This is a genomic window from Streptomyces sp. W1SF4, assembly GCF_003950035.1.
GTDB classification, from domain to species: Bacteria; Actinomycetota; Actinomycetes; order Streptomycetales; family Streptomycetaceae; genus Streptomyces; species Streptomyces racemochromogenes.
In genome coordinates, this window is record NZ_CP034350.1 from 2,569,795 (window position 1) to 2,587,191 (window position 17,397).

The 17,397-nt window shown below is 73.1% G+C and carries 13 protein-coding genes, 2 tRNA genes and 1 pseudogene; 2 read left to right on the top strand and 14 right to left on the bottom strand.

Translation table 11 applies throughout. The features are described from left to right. Nucleotides 1-94: 94 nt before the first annotated feature. The gene (gene lepA / locus D1J60_RS12005) at nucleotides 95-1,960 is read right to left on the bottom strand and encodes a translation elongation factor 4 (protein ID WP_125821094.1); all 1,866 of its coding nucleotides are present in this window, start codon (nucleotides 1,958-1,960) and stop codon (nucleotides 95-97) included. Between the two features lie 211 nt (nucleotides 1,961-2,171). Between lepA and rpsT the strand changes: the two genes are divergently transcribed. Continuing rightward, nucleotides 2,172-2,432 carry a 30S ribosomal protein S20 gene (gene rpsT, locus D1J60_RS12010; protein WP_030030523.1) on the top strand — a complete coding sequence of 87 codons (261 nt, stop codon included), beginning with the start codon at nucleotides 2,172-2,174 and terminating at the stop codon, nucleotides 2,430-2,432. A 365-nt stretch (nucleotides 2,433-2,797) separates the two neighbouring features. Here the strand turns inward: rpsT and holA are convergent, their stop codons facing one another. Next, the gene (gene holA / locus D1J60_RS12015; protein WP_206436517.1) at nucleotides 2,798-3,793 is read right to left on the bottom strand and encodes a DNA polymerase III subunit delta; all 996 of its coding nucleotides are present in this window, start codon (nucleotides 3,791-3,793) and stop codon (nucleotides 2,798-2,800) included. Between the two features lie 61 nt (nucleotides 3,794-3,854). Here holA and D1J60_RS12020 point away from each other — a divergent pair, with 61 nt between their 5' ends. Next, nucleotides 3,855-4,097: a hypothetical protein gene (locus D1J60_RS12020; protein ID WP_125594816.1), complete on the top strand. Its 243-nt coding sequence runs from the start codon at nucleotides 3,855-3,857 to the stop codon at nucleotides 4,095-4,097. 15 nt (nucleotides 4,098-4,112) lie between these two features. Here D1J60_RS12020 and D1J60_RS12025 read toward each other — a convergent pair whose 3' ends face one another. The 12 genes and pseudogenes from D1J60_RS12025 to D1J60_RS12080 form a co-directional block, all read right to left on the bottom strand. Beyond that, on the bottom strand, nucleotides 4,113-4,973 hold the full coding sequence (locus D1J60_RS12025) for a YceI family protein (RefSeq protein WP_185899266.1): 861 nt from the start codon (nucleotides 4,971-4,973) through the stop codon (nucleotides 4,113-4,115). A gap of 157 nt (nucleotides 4,974-5,130) precedes the next feature. Then, nucleotides 5,131-7,476, bottom strand: a pseudogene (locus tag D1J60_RS12030) (ComEC/Rec2 family competence protein); the annotation flags it as partial. Nucleotides 7,477-7,592: 116 nt separating this feature from the next. Next, a complete protein-coding gene (locus D1J60_RS12035; protein WP_125821095.1) occupies nucleotides 7,593-8,561 on the bottom strand; it encodes a ComEA family DNA-binding protein in 969 nt (322 codons plus the stop codon). Between the two features lie 166 nt (nucleotides 8,562-8,727). Further along, nucleotides 8,728-9,573: a DegV family protein gene (locus D1J60_RS12040; protein ID WP_125602771.1), complete on the bottom strand. Its 846-nt coding sequence runs from the start codon at nucleotides 9,571-9,573 to the stop codon at nucleotides 8,728-8,730. Nucleotides 9,574-9,688: 115 nt separating this feature from the next. Continuing rightward, nucleotides 9,689-10,474 (bottom strand): hypothetical protein, encoded by a 786-nt coding sequence (locus D1J60_RS12045; protein ID WP_125821096.1) that lies wholly within the window; start codon nucleotides 10,472-10,474, stop codon nucleotides 9,689-9,691. Between the two features lie 119 nt (nucleotides 10,475-10,593). After that, a complete protein-coding gene (gene leuS / locus D1J60_RS12050; RefSeq protein ID WP_125602769.1) occupies nucleotides 10,594-13,458 on the bottom strand; it encodes a leucine--tRNA ligase in 2,865 nt (954 codons plus the stop codon). A gap of 257 nt (nucleotides 13,459-13,715) precedes the next feature. Beyond that, nucleotides 13,716-13,788 (bottom strand) — tRNA-Ala (locus D1J60_RS12055). 135 nt (nucleotides 13,789-13,923) lie between these two features. Further along, nucleotides 13,924-14,157 carry a hypothetical protein gene (locus D1J60_RS12060; RefSeq protein ID WP_007264019.1) on the bottom strand — a complete coding sequence of 78 codons (234 nt, stop codon included), beginning with the start codon at nucleotides 14,155-14,157 and terminating at the stop codon, nucleotides 13,924-13,926. A gap of 146 nt (nucleotides 14,158-14,303) precedes the next feature. Then, nucleotides 14,304-14,376, bottom strand: a tRNA-Ala gene (locus D1J60_RS12065). 134 nt (nucleotides 14,377-14,510) lie between these two features. Next, complete coding sequence (locus tag D1J60_RS12070) at nucleotides 14,511-15,173, bottom strand: histidine phosphatase family protein (RefSeq protein ID WP_125821097.1); 663 nt, start codon at nucleotides 15,171-15,173, stop codon at nucleotides 14,511-14,513. Next, the gene (gene rsfS / locus D1J60_RS12075; RefSeq protein WP_125602767.1) at nucleotides 15,170-15,616 is read right to left on the bottom strand and encodes a ribosome silencing factor; all 447 of its coding nucleotides are present in this window, start codon (nucleotides 15,614-15,616) and stop codon (nucleotides 15,170-15,172) included. The genes D1J60_RS12070 and rsfS overlap by 4 nt, the downstream gene beginning before the upstream one ends. A gap of 142 nt (nucleotides 15,617-15,758) precedes the next feature. Next, entirely contained in the window at nucleotides 15,759-17,387 is a 1,629-nt protein-coding gene (locus tag D1J60_RS12080) for a LytR C-terminal domain-containing protein (RefSeq protein WP_125821098.1), read from the bottom strand. Nucleotides 17,388-17,397: the final 10 nt, after the last annotated feature.

The window sequence follows — 17,397 nt, forward strand, 5'->3', positions numbered from 1 at the left end:
GACTCCGGCTGGCGCGTAAGAGCCAACCGGCGGCCGATTCATAACGAAAGAGGCCCCCGGGCGTACGCTCGGGGGCCTCTTTCGCATACAGCCGCTACTTCTTCTTGGCGCCGGACTCGTCGCTGGACAGGACCGCGATGAAGGCCTCCTGCGGGACCTCCACGGAGCCGACCATCTTCATCCGCTTCTTGCCTTCCTTCTGCTTCTCCAGCAGCTTCCGCTTACGGGAGATGTCGCCGCCGTAGCACTTGGCGAGGACGTCCTTGCGGATGGCGCGAATGGTCTCGCGGGCGATGACGCGGGAGCCCACGGCGGCCTGGATCGGCACCTCGAAGGCCTGCCGCGGGATGAGCTCGCGCAGCTTGGCGACCAGGCGCACGCCGTAGGCGTAGGCGGCGTCCTTGTGGCAGACGGCGGAGAAGGCGTCGACCTTGTCGCCGTGCAGCAGGATGTCGACCTTGACCAGGCTGGAGGCCTGCTCGCCGGTGGGCTCGTAGTCGAGGGAGGCGTAGCCGCGCGTCTTGGACTTCAGCTGGTCGAAGAAGTCGAACACGATCTCCGCGAGCGGGAGCGTGTAGCGGATCTCGACCCGGTCCTCGGAGAGGTAGTCCATGCCGAGCAGGGTGCCGCGGCGCTGCTGGCACAGCTCCATGATCGCGCCGATGAACTCGGTCGGCGCGAGCACGGTGGCCCGTACGACCGGCTCGAAGACGTCCTTGATCTTGCCTTCGGGGAACTCGCTCGGGTTGGTGACGGTGACCTCCGTGCGGTCCTCCATCACGACCCGGTAGACCACGTTGGGCGCGGTGGCGATCAGGTCGAGGCCGAACTCGCGCTCCAGGCGCTCGCGGACCACGTCCAGGTGCAGCAGGCCGAGGAAGCCGACGCGGAAGCCGAAGCCGAGCGCCGCCGAGGTCTCGGGCTCGTAGACGAGCGCGGCGTCGTTGAGCTGGAGCTTGTCCAGGGCCTCGCGCAGCTCCGGGTAGTCCGAGCCGTCGAGCGGGTACAGGCCCGAGAAGACCATCGGCTTCGGGTCCTTGTAGCCGCCGAGGGACTCGGTGGCGCCGCCCACCTGCTGGGTGATGGTGTCGCCGACCTTGGACTGGCGGACGTCCTTCACACCGGTGATCAGGTAGCCCACCTCGCCGACGGAGAGGCCGTCGGCCGGGAGCATCTCCGGGGAGTTGGTGCCGATCTCCAGCAGCTCGTGCGTGGCGTTCGTGGACATCATCCGGATGCGCTCGCGCTTGTTGAGCGTGCCGTCGACCACACGGACGTACGTGACGACGCCCCGGTAGGAGTCGTAGACCGAGTCGAAGATCATCGCGCGGGCGGGGGCGTCCTTGACGCCGACCGGGGCCGGGACGGTCTCGACGACCTTGTTGAGCAGGGCGTCCACGCCGAGGCCGGTCTTCGCGGAGACCCGCAGGACGTCCTCGGGCTGGCAGCCGACCAGGTTCGCCAGCTCCTCGGCGAACTTCTCCGGCTGGGCGGCCGGCAGGTCGATCTTGTTCAGGACCGGGACGATCGCGAGGTCGTTCTCCATCGCCAGGTACAGGTTGGCGAGGGTCTGGGCCTCGATGCCCTGGGCGGCGTCCACCAGCAGGATCGTGCCCTCGCACGCGGCCAGGGAGCGCGAGACCTCGTAGGTGAAGTCGACGTGGCCAGGGGTGTCGATCATGTTCAGGATGTGCGTGGTGCCCGTGCCGGCGCCCTCGGTGGGGCTCCAGGGCAGGCGGACCGCCTGCGACTTGATCGTGATGCCGCGCTCACGCTCGATGTCCATGCGGTCGAGGTACTGGGCGCGCATCTGCCGCTGGTCGACGACACCGGTGAGCTGGAGCATCCGGTCGGCGAGGGTCGACTTGCCGTGGTCGATGTGCGCGATGATGCAGAAGTTACGGATCAGCGCCGGGTCGGTACGGCTCGGCTCGGGCACGTGGCTGGGGATGGCGGGCACGCAGTGTCCTGATTCTCGGGTCGCTGTCGGGATCTGCTGTCGGATCGGTAGGCAGACTTGTACGCAGACTCCCATGGTCCCATGGACGCGGGCATGCGCTCGGTTTGGGCCGGTCGAAGCACGCCTGGTAGCCTGGGTGGCTGTGTCTCGCATGCCCTCTCAGCAGACGAGGCACATTCCGAAAAAACTCTGAACCTGAAAAGGCTCTTTCGTGGCGAACATCAAGTCCCAGATCAAGCGGAACAAGACCAACGAGAAGGCTCGCCTTCGCAACAAGTCGGTCAAGTCCGAGCTGCGCACCTTCATCCGCAAGGCCAACGAGGCCATCCTCGCCGGCGACGCGGAGAAGGCCACCGCTGCGGCCCGCCTGGCTTCCAAGAAGCTGGACAAGGCCGTCTCGAAGGGTGTCATCCACAAGAACGCCGCCGCCAACAAGAAGTCGGCGCTGGCCTCCAAGGTTGCCGCCATCTGAGTTCCGCACTCGATGTGATCGCCGGGACGGACCCAGCGGGCCCTCTCTCCCGCTCCTGACCGGCACCCCGCGCCGCACGCGGCCTGCGTTCGCCACGCGGGTGCGGCGCACACAGCAGTGACCGAAGGCCCCGGTTCCCCCTTCCCCAGGAAGGAACCGGGGCCTTCGCGTACCCAGCCGACCCCGCCGACCCTTACTTACCGCCCCGCCGGCCCACCCGGCCCCTACAGCCCCGCCGGCGTTTGAGGCGCGGGGGTCTGAGGGCGGAGCCCCCAGGGAACGGCGGAAGGGCGGATAGGGGACCGGCCCCGCGCAGCGGCGCCCCGCACCGGCACCGACCCCACCACCAAGCGGCAGCGCGCCGGCTACCGCCCCCGCGAGGCCCTGGCGGCACGGGCCACCGCCACCACGGCCTTTTCCAGCGCGTACTCCGGGTCGTCCCCGCCCCCCTTGACCCCCGCGTCGGCCAGCGCCACCGCGCGCAGCGCCTCCGCGACCCCGTCCGCCGACCAGCCCCGCATCTGCTGCCGGACCCGGTCGATCTTCCACGGCGGCATGCCGAGGTCCCGCGCCAGATCTCCCGGCCGGGCCCCCCGCGGGGCGGACGCCAGCTTCCCGATGGCCCGCACCGCCTGCGCCAGCGCGCTGGTGATCAGCACCGGTGCCACGCCGGTCGCCAGGGACCATCGGAGGGCTTCGAGGGCCTCCGCGGCCCGCCCCTCGACCGCCCGGTCGGCGACCGTGAAGCTGGACGCCTCCGCGCGGCCCGTGTAGTAGCGGCCGACCACGGCCTCGTCGATGGTGCCCTCGACGTCCGCGCACAGCTGCGCCGCCGCGCTCGCCAGCTCGCGCAGGTCGCTGCCGATCGCGTCCACCAGCGTCTGGCAGGCCTCGGGGGTCGCCGAGCGCCCCAGGGTCCGGAACTCCCCGCGGACGAACGACAGCCGGTCCGCCGCCTTCGTCATCTTCGGGCAGGCGACCTCGCGGGCACCCGCCTTGCGCGCCGCGTCCAGCACGCCCTTGCCCTTGACCCCGCCCGCGTGCAGCAGGACGAGGGTGATCTCCTCGTACGGGTCGGCGATGTAGGCCTTGAGCTCCTTCACCGTGTCCGCGCCCAGGTCCTGCGCGTTCCGCACGATCAGGACCTTGCGCTCGGAGAACAGCGAGGGGCTGGTCAGCTCCGCCAGGGTGCCGGGCTGGAGCTGGTCGGAGGTGAGGTCCCGCACGTCGGTGTCGGCGTCGGCCGCGCGGGCTGCCGTCACGACATCCCGTACGGCGCGGTCGAGCAGCAGGTCCTCCTGCCCCACCGCGAGGGTGATCGGGGCGAGCAGGTCGTCGGTGGGGTTCTTCCTGGTGGCCATCGCCCCCAGCATCCCACGCCGCACTGACAGCACCCCTCGCCCGGTGCCCGAGAATGGTCGGGTGAACGTGCGACATGTACTGGTCCTGCCCGACCGCGACGCCGCCGAGGAGGTGGCCCAGGAGGCCGTGGACCGCTTCGGCCTCCCGGAGGAGCCCCAACTGGTGCGCGACGCCCTCGCCGGCGAGGACGACGCCGAGGACGCCCAGTGGCTGGTGGTCGTCGAGGACCCCGCGGAACGGCTCGACGCCACCTCCCTGGACGAGCTCGCCGCCGAGTACGAGGGCTGGCTCGAAGCCCCCTAGGGTCGGCGCCCCCTCCTACGCCTTGTGGACGATCTGCACGTCCAGCGCCACTTCCACGCTCGGCCCGATCGCCGCGATCCCCTGCGCCAGCACCGACTGCCAGTTCAGCGCGAAGTCGCCGCGGTTCAGCTCGGCCGTGGCACGGCAGGCGGCGCGCGGCTCGCCCTCCAGGCCCGTGCCGTGGCCCAGGTACTGGGTGTCGAGGGTGACCGAGCGGCTGACCCCGTGCAGGGTGAGGGCGCCCGCCACGGCCCAGCGGCTGCCGCTGCGGTGGATGAACCGCTCGCTGTAGAACTCCACCCGCGGGTGCCGGACCGCGTCCAGGAAGTCGGCGGACCGCAGGTGGTCGTCCCGCCTGCGCATCCCCGTGTCGATGCTCGCCGTGTCGATGATCACGTGCATGGAGGAGTCCTCCATGCGCTCGGCGATCCGCACCGCGCCGGCGAAGGTCGTGAACCGGCCCTGGATCCGGGCGAAGCCCATGTGCCGGGCGGTGAAGGCGATCGACGAGTGCGTCGGATCGATCTCCCAGTGCCCGGGCTGCGGCAGCAGCGGCGGCTCCACCGAGTCCAGGATGATCTCCGCGGTGCCGGGCTGCGCGGGGTCCCCCACCAGCGTCGCCCCGTGGAAGGCCGCGTAGCCCTCGGCGGTGACGGAGAGCCGGTACTCGCCCTCCGGCACGGCGGCGGTGAACCCTCCGTACGGGTCCGTCTCCCCGCTGACGACCCGTCGGCCTATCGGGTCGGTGACCTCGAACTTGGCCTGTCGGATGGGCTGGTGGACCGTATCGAGCACCCGACAGCTCAACAGCCGCGCCGTGTGCGGCAGTGTGAGAGTGGCGGATGTGGTCGAAGCGGCACCATTGGTCGTCTCCATCCCCCGTCGGCGACCGAACATGGCTAGTGCACCCCCGTGCTGTGTGGACTTGGACCGTTCTGGCGACGACGCATTCGATCATGCTGTCGGGTTGTGGGCAAACAGAATGGTCGCGCCCGGTATGACCACGCGCTTTCGGACGCCGTCCGGCTGGAAACGCACGCATCCGCGCACCGCTTCCGGAGACCGCCACGGAGCCGTCCTCGTCGGTGCGCAACACGGCCGCTCCACGCCCTCTGAGCTGCGCGATCGTGCTCGGAGCGGGATGGCCGTAGCGGTTGCCGGCGCCGACGGGGACGATCGCGAGGCGTGGCCGGATCCGGTCCTGGAGGCCCGGGTCCTGGTGCGCCGATCCGTGGTGGGCGACCTTGAGCACGTCCACCGGCCCCAGTTCCGGATGCTCCCTCAGAAGTGCTTGCTGGGAAGGGGGTTCGAGGTCCCCGAGCAGCAGGAGCACGAGGCCCGCGGAGCGCACCAGCACGGCGACGCTGGCGTCGTTGGGCCCGTCCGGCGGCGGGGCCGTCGCCGAGGGCCACAGCACCTGCCACTCCAGCGGGCCGGTCCGCCTCCGCTCCCCCGGCACCGCGGGCACGACGGGCACCCCGGCCCGCGCCGCCGCCCGGCGGACCGCGGCCGCCTGCGCGGGCGGCTCCTCCAGCACGGTGGTCTCGATCACACCCACGGACCGGCCCCGCAGCACCCCCACGACCCCTCCCACGTGGTCGGCGTGAAAGTGCGTCAGCAGGAGCAGCGGGACCCGGCTCACGCCGAGGGCGCGCAGGCAGTCGTCCACCGGCCCCGGTTCGGGCCCGGCGTCGACCACGACGGCCGTACCGGGACCGGCGGCCAGCACCCCGGCGTCGCCCTGGCCCACGGCGCACTGGACGTAGCTCCAGTCCGGCGGCGGCCACCCGGTGACGGTACGGATCAGCTGCGGCGGCCGCACCACCGCGACCAGCAGCACCACGGCCAGGGCGGCGCAGACCCCGCGCCGGCGCCCGAACCGCACCCCGAGCGCCACCGCGGCCGCCGTCACCGCGGCCAGCAGCAGCCCGCCCGCGAGCCCGCCGGGCCAGGGCAGCTCCGCCCCGGGCAGCCGCGCCCCGCCCCGCGCCACGGCGGCGATCCACCCGGCCGGCACTCCCGCGCACCGGGCCAGCAGCTCCGCCACGGGCATGGACAGCGGGGCCGCGGCGAGGACGGCGAAGCCGAGCACGGTGGCGGGACCGGCCGCCAGCTCCGCCAGCAGGTTGCACGGCACGGCGACCAGGCTCACCCGGGCGGAGAGCACCGCCACCACCGGCGCGCACACCGCCTGGGCCGCGAGGGCCGCCCCCAGGGCGTCGGCGAGGCGCGGCGGCGTCCCGCGCCGCCGCAGGGCCTCGCCCCAGCGCGGCCCGAGGGTGAGCAGCGCCCCGGTGGCCAGCACCGAGAGGAGGAACCCCGCGCTGCGGGCCAGCCACGGGTCGTACAGCACCAGCAGCAGCACGGCCCCGGCCAGCGCGGGGACCAGGGACCTGCGCCGCCCGGTGGCGAGGGCCAGCAGGGTGACCGCCCCGCAGGCGGCGGCCCGCAGCACGCTCGGGTCGGGCCGGCACACCACCACGAAGGCCAGCGTCAGCGCGGCCCCACCCAGGGCGGTGGCCCGCAGCGAGAGCCCGAGCCTCGGCGCGAGCCCGCTCCGCTCGGCGCGCTGCGCGCGGGCCGGGGGCCCGATCAGCAGATACAGCACCACGGTCAGGTTGGAGCCCGAGACGGCCAGCAGGTGCAGCAGGTCGGTGGCCCTGAACGCCTCGTGCAGCTCGGGCGGGACCCGGGAGGTGTCCCCGACCACCAGCCCCGGCAGCAGCGCCCTGGCGTCCCCCGGGAGCCCCTCGGTGGCGTCTCTCAGCCCGGCCCGCAGCGCCCCCGCGAGCCGCTGCACCCGGTCGGGGCCGCCCGTCACCCCGGGCGGGGTGTCAGCGGCCGGGCGGAGCAGGGCCACGGCCCGCTCCCCGTCCCGGGCCGGCGCCAGCCGGGCCACCACCGCGACCCGGGTCGAGGGCTCCAGGCAGGCCCACCCCGGATGCCCGGCCAGCACCCGGACGGGCGTCTCCACCCGGGTCCGCGTCCCGTCGGGCCCGCTCACCCCGGTCAGTACCGCGTCCAGCACCACCAGCGGCGGCCCGGCCCCGCCGCGGGCCGTCCGGGGGTCCGAGCCGACGGTGAGCTCCGCGCGCACCCGGGCGTGTTCCCCGGCCAGCCGGGCCACCGGCCCCGCCCGCGCCTCGGCCCGCTCCAGCCCGGCCACCCCCGCCCCGGCGGCGGCGCAGAGCAGCGCGGCGGCCACGGCCGGTCCGACCCCCCACCAGGGCTGCGACCCGCGACGGCCGACGAGCAGCAGCACCCCCGCCGCGGCCGCCGCGAGCCCCGCCCCGGCGGCGCTCCACCCGCCCGGCACCCCGAGCGCCAGCGCCGCCGCGCCCCAGGCCGCCACGGCCGGCACCGCCAGCCGCAGATCCACGGGCCCGGCCCGCTCGCCCCCGGCCGCCTCACCCGAGCCCCGCTCGCCCCCGGCCGCCTCACCCGAGCCCCGCTCTCCCGCGGCCGGCTCACCCGTGCCCGGCTCCCCGGCGGCGCTCACGGCCTTACCAGCCTTCGCAGCTCGGCGAACCTCCGCTCGCCGATCCCGTCGACCTGCCGGAGGTCCTCCACGGCCCGGAAGCCGCCCCGGGCCGTCCGGAACTCGACGATGTTCCGGGCGAGGACGGGGCCCACCCCGGGCAGCCCGTCCAGCTGCTCGACCGTCGCGCCGGCGAGGCTCAGCGGACCGGCCCCGCCACCGGCGCCCCCGCCGGGGGCCGGGCCGCCCGCGGCCGGCTGCGCGGTGACGCCCACCAGCACCTGTTCGCCGTCCACCAGCACCCGGGCCCTGTTGAGCCCGGTGGTGTCCGTGCCCGGCCGCACTCCCCCGGCGGCGGCCAGCGCGTCCTCCACCCGCGAGCCGCTGGGCAGCCTCCGCACGCCGGGGTCGCGGACCCTGCCGCCGACGTCCACCACGATGCGGGCCCCCGAACCGGCCGGGCCCGCCGACGGCACGGGGGCGGCGGCGACGGTGCCGGGCCCGAGCACGGCCGGAGCCGTCACCGGCCGGGGCCGGCCCGACCAGTACTGCTGGGCGGCGAACCCGACGGCCACCACCAGCACCACCGCCACGGCGGCCACCGTCCTCGGCTCCACCCCGCACCGCACCTGCACCCACACCGGCAGCCGCTCCCGCAGCGCGAGCCCGCGCGCCTCCCGGGCCCCGAGCGGCTCCCCGGGCTCCGGCCCGGCACCGGCAGCCGGATCCGCCGCACCGCCCGGCGGGTCGGCGACCCGCAGGGCCGTCTCCTCCACCCCGGCCCGGCCGCCCAGCAGGGCCTCGGCCCTGCGCCGCAGCACGACGGGGTCGGGGCGGGTCCGGTCCCGCCCCCGGATCCGGTCCCGCCCCCGGGGGCGGGAGCGGAGCCTGCCGTCGGACCGGCGCGCCCGCCCGGGCCCGCTCCCGCCGGGGCCGTCGGAAGGGGAGGCCGTGGAGATGCCTGGAGTACGCGTTCGAAGAGTCATGCCCCGAAGCTAGAACCGACCCCCGGTTCCCCGCTCGGAGGCCTCAATTCCGGTGAATAACCACCCCGTTGTGGACAACCCCGCCACCCTTCCGGGTGACCAACGGACCCGAGCCCAACCAACCCCGGGCACCCAACAGGCAGGCTGACCAACGGACCCCCGACGCTCAGCGCGGCGAGACGACCGCCGCCAGCAGCCCCGGCCCGGTGTGGGCGCCGATCACCGCGCCGACCTCGCTGACGTGCAGCTCGACCAGGCCGGGGATCCGCTCGCGCAGCCGCTCGGCGAGTTTCTCGGCCCGCTCCGGGGCCGCCAGGTGGTGCACGGCGACGTCGACACCGCGCGCCCCGGCCCGCTCGACGGCCAGCTCCTCCAGCCGGGCGATGGCCTTGGAGGCCGTGCGCACCTTCTCCAGCATCTCGATCCGCCCGCCGTCCAGGGTCAGCAGCGGCTTGACCGCCAGCGCGGAACCGAGGAGCGCCTGGGCGGCCCCGATCCGGCCGCCGCGCCGCAGGTAGTCGAGGGTGTCCACGTAGAAGTAGGCCGACATCTCCGCGGCGCGCTTCTCGGCGGCGGCCACGGCCTCGTCGGCGGACCCGCCGGCCTCGGCGGTCTCGGCGGCGGCGAGGGCGCAGAAGCCGAGGGCCATGGCGACCATGCCGGTGTCGACGACGCGGACCGGCACGGGGGCCGTCCGGGCCGCGACCACGGCGGCGTCGTAGGTGCCGGAGAACTCGGCGGACAGGTGCAGGCTCACGATGGCGGTGGCACCGGCCTCGGCGGCGTCCTGGTAGGCGCGTACGAACTGCTCCGGGCCGGGGCGGGAGGTGGTGACGGAGCGGCGCTTCTGCAGGGCCGCGGCGAGGCTGCGGGCCGAGATCTCGGTCCCTTCCTCCAGGGCCTCGTCGCCCAGGACCACGGTCAGGGGTACGGATGTGATCCCGTGCCGCGCCATCGCCTGCGGGGGGAGGTAGGCCGTGGAATCGGTGACGATCGCGACATGGCGGGACATGAGCCGGAGGTTACCGGCAGCGGAGGCCTTCCGGCAGCCCGGTCCGCCCCCTCGCCCGGAACCACCCCCGGACGCCCCTCTCCTCACACGCTCACACGCGCTCAGGCGCAGGCGCTCAGGTGGTGGCCTCCGGCCGGGCCGCCTTCTGCCAGGGGTGCGCGGCCGCCGGGGCGGCGGGGTCCAGCGCCGGCCGGGCGGGCTCCGCCGGCCGTGCCGCTTCCCCGGCCCGCTGCGCCGGCCGGGCGGCCCGGGGACCGGGCTCGGCGTCCGGGGCCGCGCCGGGGCCTCCCGCGGCCTCCTGGCGCGCGTCCCAGGCCGCCGCCGCGGCCGCCAGGTCGTCGACCGACTCCCGGGACCAGTCGCGCAGCGCGTCGGACTCGACCTCGATCTGCTCCGAGAGCAGCGTCAGCTCGTCGTCCGCGAACCGCCGGGCGCGGTCGCGCGCCGCCCACCGCAGGGAATCGGCCGACTTCGTGATCTTGAGGGTGCGCTCCCGCAGCTCGGGCAGGGACTCCGCGATCCGCTGGCGGTCGGGCTCCTGCTCCAGCCGCTTCAGCTCGTCGTCCAGCTCGTGGCCGTGGCGGCTCAGCCGCTCGAAGAGGGCGACGGACTCCTTGAGCGAGCTGTCCGACTGCACCCCCTGGTACAGGGCGGCCTGCGTGGCACGCATGGAGTTGCGCAGGTCGAGCCGCAGCTGCGCCAGCGCGCCGGCGACCCCGCCCTGACCGATGCTCCGGGCCCGCAGGGTGGTGTCCTCCACCGTGCGGCGAGCCTGCGTGATCGTCCGGTCCACGCCGCGCTTGGCCGCGCCGACCGCCTTGACCGTCGCCCAGGCACCCAGCCCCAGGAAGGCGAACAGCACCACCAGGGCAAAGATGATGATCAACGCGCCTACCTCCATGAGGTTCCCTTCCCCGGCTTGTTCCCGTCCCTCCCACCGTAAACGCCACGGGCAGGCCGGGGGTTCCATTCGAACCCCCAACCTGCCCGTACGGGATCACCCCGAGGGGCCGTCACCCGTCAGACGACGATGTTCACCAGCTTCGGCGCGCGCACGATCACCTTGCGGATCTCGGCCCCGCCCAGGGCCGCGACGACACCCGCGTCGGTGACGGCGAGCTGCTCCAGGTCGGCCTCCGAGATGCCCGGCGGCACCTCCAGGCGCGCCTTGACCTTGCCCTTGACCTGCACCACGCAGGTGACCGTCTCGTCCACGACGTACGCCGGGTCCGCGACCGGGAAGTCCTGGTGGACGACCGAGCCGGTGTGGCCCAGGCGGTGCCACAGCTCCTCCGCGATGTGCGGCGCCAGCGGGGCGACCAGCAGCACCAGGCGCTCGGCCACGGAGCGCTCCAGCGGGCGGCCCGCCTTGGTCAGGGTGTTGTTCAGCTCGGTGATCTTCGCGATGGCCGTGTTGAAGCGCAGGGCCGCCATGTCGGAGCCGGCCCCGTCGATGGCCTTGTGCAGGGCGCGCAGGGTGGCCTCGTCGGGCTCGCCGTCGACGACGGTGACCTCGCCGGTCTCCTCGTCCACGATGTTGCGCCACAGGCGCTGCAGCAGGCGGTACTGGCCGACGACGGCGCGGGTGTCCCACGGACGCGAGACGTCCAGCGGGCCCATCGCCATCTCGTACAGGCGCAGGGTGTCCGCGCCGTACTCCTCGCAGATCTCGTCGGGCGTGACGGCGTTCTTCAGGGACTTGCCCATCTTGCCGTGTTCGCGCTTGACCGGCTCGCCCTGGTGGAAGTACCCGCCGTCGCGCTCCTCGACCTCGGCCGCCGGGACGTACACGCCGCGCGCGTCGGTGTAGGCGTACGCCTGGATCATGCCCTGGTTGAACAGCTTGTGGAACGGCTCGGCCGAGGAGACGTGGCCCAGGTCGAAGAGCACCTTGGACCAGAAGCGGGCGTACAGCAGGTGCAGCACCGCGTGCTCGGCGCCGCCCACGTACAGGTCGACGCCGCCGTGCGGCGCGCCCTCGCGCGGGCCCATCCAGTACTGCTCGATCTCCGGGTCCACCAGGGCGGACTCGTTGTTCGGGTCCAGGTAGCGCAGCTCGTACCAGCAGGAACCGGCCCAGTTGGGCATGGTGTTGGTCTCGCGGCGGTAGGACTTCACGCCGTCGCCCAGGTCCAGCTCCACGTTGACCCACGCCTCGTTGCGCGACAGCGGGGTCTCCGGCTTGGAGGTGGCGTCGTCGGGCTCGAAGGTGCGCGGCGAGTAGTCCTCGACCTCCGGCAGCTCCAGCGGCAGCATCGACTCGGGCAGCGAGTGGGCGACGCCGTCCTCGTCGTAGACGATCGGGAAGGGCTCGCCCCAGTACCGCTGGCGGCTGAACAGCCAGTCGCGCAGACGGAAGTTGACGGTGCCCTCGCCGATGCCGCGCTCGGTCAGCCAGTCGGTGATGGCGGCCTTGGCCTCGACGACGCCCAGGCCGTCCAGGGAGATGCCCTCGCCGGCGGAGTTCACCAGCTTGGCGTCGTGGGAGACGAACGCGTCCTCCCACTCGGCGGTGTCGGTGCCCCGGCCGTCCGTCGGCTCGACGACGCAGCGGATCGGCAGCTCGAATGCGCGGGCGAACTCGAAGTCGCGGGTGTCGTGCGCCGGGACGGCCATGATGGCGCCGGTGCCGTAGCCCATCAGCACGTAGTCGGCGATGAAGACGGGGACCTTGGCGCCGCTGACCGGGTTGACCGCGTACTCGCCGGTGAAGACACCGGTCTTGTCCTTGGCCTCGGCCTGCCGCTCGACGTCCGACTTGGAGGCGGCCTGCTTGCGGTAGGCGGCCACGGCCTCGGCGGGGGTGGCGTAGCCGCCGGTCCACACGTCGTGGGTGCCCTCGGGCCAGGCGGCCGGGATGAACTTCTCGACCAGCGGGTGCTCGGGCGCCAGGACCATGTAGGTGGCGCCGAACAGGGTGTCGGGTCGGGTGGTGAAGACGGTGATGGCTTCGTCGCCCAGCGCGAAGTCGACGCGGGCGCCCTCGCTGCGGCCGATCCAGTTGCGCTGCTGCAGCTTGATGGCCTCGGGCCAGTCCAGCGCGTCCAGGTCGTCCAGCAGGCGGTCCGCGTAGGCCGTGATTCGCATGTTCCACTGGCTCAGGCGGGACTTGAAGACGGGGAAGTTGCCGCGCTCGGACCGGCCGTCGGCGGTGACCTCCTCGTTGGCCAGGACGGTGCCCAGCCCGGGGCACCAGTTCACGGGCGCGTCGGAGGCGTAGGCCAGGCGGAAGCCGTTCAGCACGTCGGCGCGCTCGGCGCCGGTCAGGTCAGCCCAGGCACGGCCTCCGGGGACCTCGCGGGTGCCGTCCTCGAAGGCGGCGACCAGCTCGGAGACCGGGCGGGCCTTCTTCGCGTCGGCGTCGTACCAGGAGTTGTAGATCTGGAGGAAGATCCACTGGGTCCACTTGTAGTACTCGGGGTCGATCGTCGCGAAGGAGCGGCGCTTGTCGTGGCCCAGGCCCAGGCGGCGCAGCTGGACCTTCATGTTCTCGATGTTCGCCTCGGTCGACACGCGCGGGTGCGTGCCGGTCTGCACGGCGTACTGCTCGGCCGGCAGGCCGAAGGCGTCGAAGCCCAGGGTGTGCAGGACGTTGTGGCCGGACATCCGCTGGTGGCGGGCGTAGACGTCGGTGGCGATGTACCCGAGCGGGTGGCCGACGTGCAGGCCCGCCCCGGAGGGGTACGGGAACATGTCCATGATGAACTTCTTGGGGCGGGCGACGACGGCCGGGTCGCCGGCCAGGTCACCGGTCGGGTTCGGCGCCTCGTAGGTGCCCTCCGCGTCCCATACGTCCTGCCAGCGTGCCTCGATGTCGGCGGCCATGGCAGCCGTGTAACGGTGCCCCTCGGCCGCCTCGGGGGCCGGGGTGTTCGTCTCGCTCATGATTCCTGAAGCTCCATCGATCGTCTCTGCCGTCTCTGCCCGCCCAAACGAAAAAGCCCCTCGCACAGGAGGGGACGCCGCGCCGATGCCGACCTTCTCGAGGGGTCGGTACTGATCAGCGCGGCTCGGTAAGCAGAAGGCGCACGGCACGCATGGCGTCAGGGTACCGCAGCGGCCCCGGCGGGCGCTCGGACGTTCCACCGGTCGGGCACGACGAGAAGCGGGCCACCCGATCCGGGTGGCCCGCTTCTTCACTGTGGAGCTAAGGAGAATTGAACTCCTGACCTCCTGCATGCCATGCAGGCGCTCTACCAACTGAGCTATAGCCCCTTGTTTCTCTCTGCCGCCGGGCCCCTTCTCGGTTTCCCTTGCCGGTTCCCCCTGGCGACATCGAGAACATTACACGGTCATGGCCCCAGACCAAAAATCGGTTTCCGGTGGGCCGTTATGTCCGTTTCGCACCGATCACGCCCGGGCGAACTGGTAGAAACGCTTCAGCGTGCAGTGCTCGTCGAGCAGACGGCCGTAGATCGGCTCGCCCTCCAGCTCCCGATACGTCTCGATCGGGTCGCCTTTTATGATCAGCGCCCGCGCGCATTCCTCGCACCAGTACTGGTAGTCGGGATTGACGGGCTCCATGTCCCGCACGATCGGCGTGCCGTTGTTGCACCAGTCGCACCGCCGCCGGTGTGCACCCATCCGTCAGCGACTCCCTCCCGCGTCGGGCCGTCGTGTCCCCCTCCGGCCGTCCGATTCTGCCACGTCGGCAGCGGACGGGTCAGCAAGCACACAAAAGGGAACAAACGCAAGGATCCCGCCCCCTGTTGGGGACGGGATCCTGATTGTGGAGCTAAGGAGAATTGAACTCCTGACCTCCTGCATGCCATGCAGGCGCTCTACCAACTGAGCTATAGCCCCGCTCTCCGCCGCGTTCCCCCCGTTTCCGGTGTTCTTCGCTGCGAACAAGAAGAACTCTAGCCTGTGACCAGCCGGAAAGTGAAATCCGGGTCCCGGCGGCCCTGCGGGCCACACGGAGGGCCCCGGCGGAAGCCTCAGTCGTCGTCGCCGAGCACCGGCTCCGGCAGGGTGCCGGCGTTGTGCTCCAGCAGGCGCCAGCCGCGCGCGCCCTCGCCGAGGACGGACCAGCAGCAGTTGGAGAGCCCGCCCAGGCCCTCCCAGTGGGGCGGCTCCAGACCCAGCAGCCGCCCGATGGTCGTACGGATCGTGCCGCCGTGGCTGACGACGACGAGCGTGCCGCCCTCGGGCAGCCGGTCCGCGTGCTTCAGCACCACCGGGGCGGCGCGGTCGGCGACCTCGGTCTCCAGCTCGCCCCCACCGCGGCGCACCGGCTCGCCGCGCTTCCACGCCGCGTACTGCTCGCCGTGCTTGGCGAGGATCTCCTCGTGCGTGAGGCCCTGCCACTCGCCCGCGTACGTCTCGCGCAGCGCCGCGTCGTGCGCCACGGACAACCCCGTGACGCCGGCCAGCTCGGCGGCCGTGTCCGCGGCCCGCCGCAGGTCGGAGGCGACGATGGCGTCCGGCTTCAGCGAGGCGAGCAGGCGGGCGGCGCGGCGCGCCTGCGCCACACCCGTCTCGGTCAGCTCGATGTCCGTCGAGCCCTGGAAGCGGCGCTCGAGGTTCCACGAGGTCTGGCCGTGCCGCCAGAGGACGATCTTCCTGCCGGGCTTGCCGGCGGTCGTCGTGGTCGTGCTCAGAACAGATCACCGTCCATCTCGTCGTCGCCCTGCGCCTCGCGCAGCTTGGCGTGCTCCTCTGCCTTGCCGATGGTGAGCTTGGCGTCCTCGGGGAGCTCGATCTCGGGGCAGTCCTTCCACAGGCGCTCCAGCGCGTAGAAGACGCGCTCCTCGCTGTGCTGGACGTGGACGACGATGTCGACGTAGTCGAGCAGGATCCAGCGGGCGTCGCGGTCGCCCTCGCGGCGCACCGGCTTGGCGCCGAGCTCCTTGAGGAGGCGCTCCTCGATCTCGTCGACGATCGACTTGACCTGGCGGTCGTTGGGCGCCGAGGCGAGCAGGAAGGCGTCGGTGATCGACAGCACGTCGCTGACGTCGTACGCGATGATGTCGTGCGCGAGCCGGTCGGCCGCCGCCTGGGCGGCGGTGGTGATGAGCTCGATGGAGCGGTCCGTGGCGGTCACTGGCCATGCTTTCGGGTTGGCGGACAGATATCCCCAAGGGTCTCACGTACCGCCGACGCCGCCCGCGCGGAAGGTCCGGCGCGGGCGGATGCGCAGGTGGGAGCCGGGACGGGACGGGGGCCGCCCGCTCCGGGCCGCCCCGTCAGGACGGCTTGTAGTCCTTGCCGAGCACCACCACGACGTCCGCGTTCACCGGGCTCTCGGCCTTCTGCACGGCCGATTCCGGCAGGCCCAGCGTCTTGGCGACGTCGACGGCCCGGTCCCGCTGGGCCTGGTCCTGGTACGTGATCCGCGTGGCGGCCGCCGTCCGGTCGGCCCTGCCGCCGTCCACGAAGCCGTAGCCGCCGTTGAGCAGCGCCGCCTTCGCCGCGACCTGCGCCTTCTCGTCCCCGGTGGCGTCCTTGAGGCCGACCCGCGGGGAGGCGCCGGGCTGGGCCGCGCCGAAGGAGCCGCCGAGGACCTCCTTGACGACCTTCCGGCCGGCCTCGTCGGTCAGGCCGCCGTCCGGTTTCACGGTGAGCACCTCGGTGCGGTACGCCGCCACCTTGGCGTGCTCGCCGATCCGCGACAGCAGCCCGCCGAGGTTCTTCGCGTCGAGCCCCGGGTCGAGGATCTGGCCCATGCTCTCGACGGTCGTGGCCGCCGCCCCGGGGTCGCCCGGGATCTTGCGGAGGACGGCGTAGAGCACCCGGCCGGTGCGCTCCAGCTGCTTGGCCTCCGGTTCGCCGCGGCCCCGGTACGTGGCGTACGCGACGGCCATCGCGCCGGTGAGGCTCTGCTTGGGCCCCTGTGCCACGGCGGGGGTCTTGGCCTGCTCGTCGGCCGGGACGGCGGCGTCGGTGTCGGCCTCGATGCCCCCGACCAGCTCGACGAGGCGTTCCAGGAAGGGGGTGTCCAGGCGCCAGGTGCCGCCGATGCGGGTGCCGAGGACGGTGTCGAGGGACTCGCGGGTGCCGAGACCGCCCTCCTCGACGGCCTTGCCGAGGGTGGTCGCGGTGCCGTCCTGCTGGGGGACGCCGAGCGTGTTGGGGATCAGGACGGTGGCGCCCTGCCCGGTCGTGACGTTGTCCACGAGGAGGGCGGTGGAGCTGCCGCCCCGCTTGGTGTTGTGCAGGTGGACGACGATCATGTCGCGCTTCTGCGCGCCGGCGGCGGCCGCGGCGGGCTTCTTCCGTCCCGGGCCGTCGAGGAACGGCAGCCCGCCCGTGTACCAGAGGTAGCCCAGCCCTCCGACCGCGGACAGGGCGAGGACGACGACCAGCGCGACGACCCGGTTGCGGCCGCGGCGGCGGGCCTCCTCACGGCGTTCGGTCCGGCTCTCGGTGAAGGCGAGCCAGTCGATGACGTCCTCGGAGTCCTCGTCGGGCTGGTCGATGAACGAGAACTGCTCCGTGCGGTAGTCGCGGCCGCCGGGTGCGTCCGCGACGCCGGCGGCGGACTCGGCGGGCGCGGCCCGGCGCGGCTCGGGCACCGGGGCGGGCGCGGGTGCCTGGGCCGGCTGCTGCTGCGGGGCGGCCTGGTGCGGGATCCACTGCGCGGGGTCCGGCGGGCCCGGGTACGGGTCGGGAGGCTGCGGCTCCGGGTACGGCTGCTCGTACTGGGGGTACTGCGGGTACGCCGCGTACTGCTGCTCGTACGGGTGCGGTACGGGCTGTGCGGGCTGTACTGGCTGCGCGGTCACCTGTCCGTACACCGGTCTGCCGTACGCGTCGTAGCCGATGAGCTGCTGCTGGGCGGCGTACGGGTCGTACGGATCCTGTGGGTCGTTCACCGCGGGGCCC

Excerpts from the sequence above, each read along its gene's own strand:
- holA (WP_206436517.1), bottom strand. The coding sequence starts at position 3,793 with ATGGCCACCAGGAAGAACCCCACCGACGACCTGCTCGCCCCGATCACC.
- D1J60_RS12025 (WP_185899266.1), bottom strand. The coding sequence starts at position 4,973 with ATGGAGACGACCAATGGTGCCGCTTCGACCACATCCGCCACTCTCACA.
- D1J60_RS12035 (WP_125821095.1), bottom strand. The coding sequence starts at position 8,561 with ATGACTCTTCGAACGCGTACTCCAGGCATCTCCACGGCCTCCCCTTCC.
- D1J60_RS12040 (WP_125602771.1), bottom strand. The coding sequence starts at position 9,573 with ATGTCCCGCCATGTCGCGATCGTCACCGATTCCACGGCCTACCTCCCC.
- D1J60_RS12045 (WP_125821096.1), bottom strand. The coding sequence starts at position 10,474 with ATGGAGGTAGGCGCGTTGATCATCATCTTTGCCCTGGTGGTGCTGTTC.
- leuS (WP_125602769.1), bottom strand. The coding sequence starts at position 13,458 with ATGAGCGAGACGAACACCCCGGCCCCCGAGGCGGCCGAGGGGCACCGT.
- D1J60_RS12060 (WP_007264019.1), bottom strand. The coding sequence starts at position 14,157 with ATGGGTGCACACCGGCGGCGGTGCGACTGGTGCAACAACGGCACGCCG.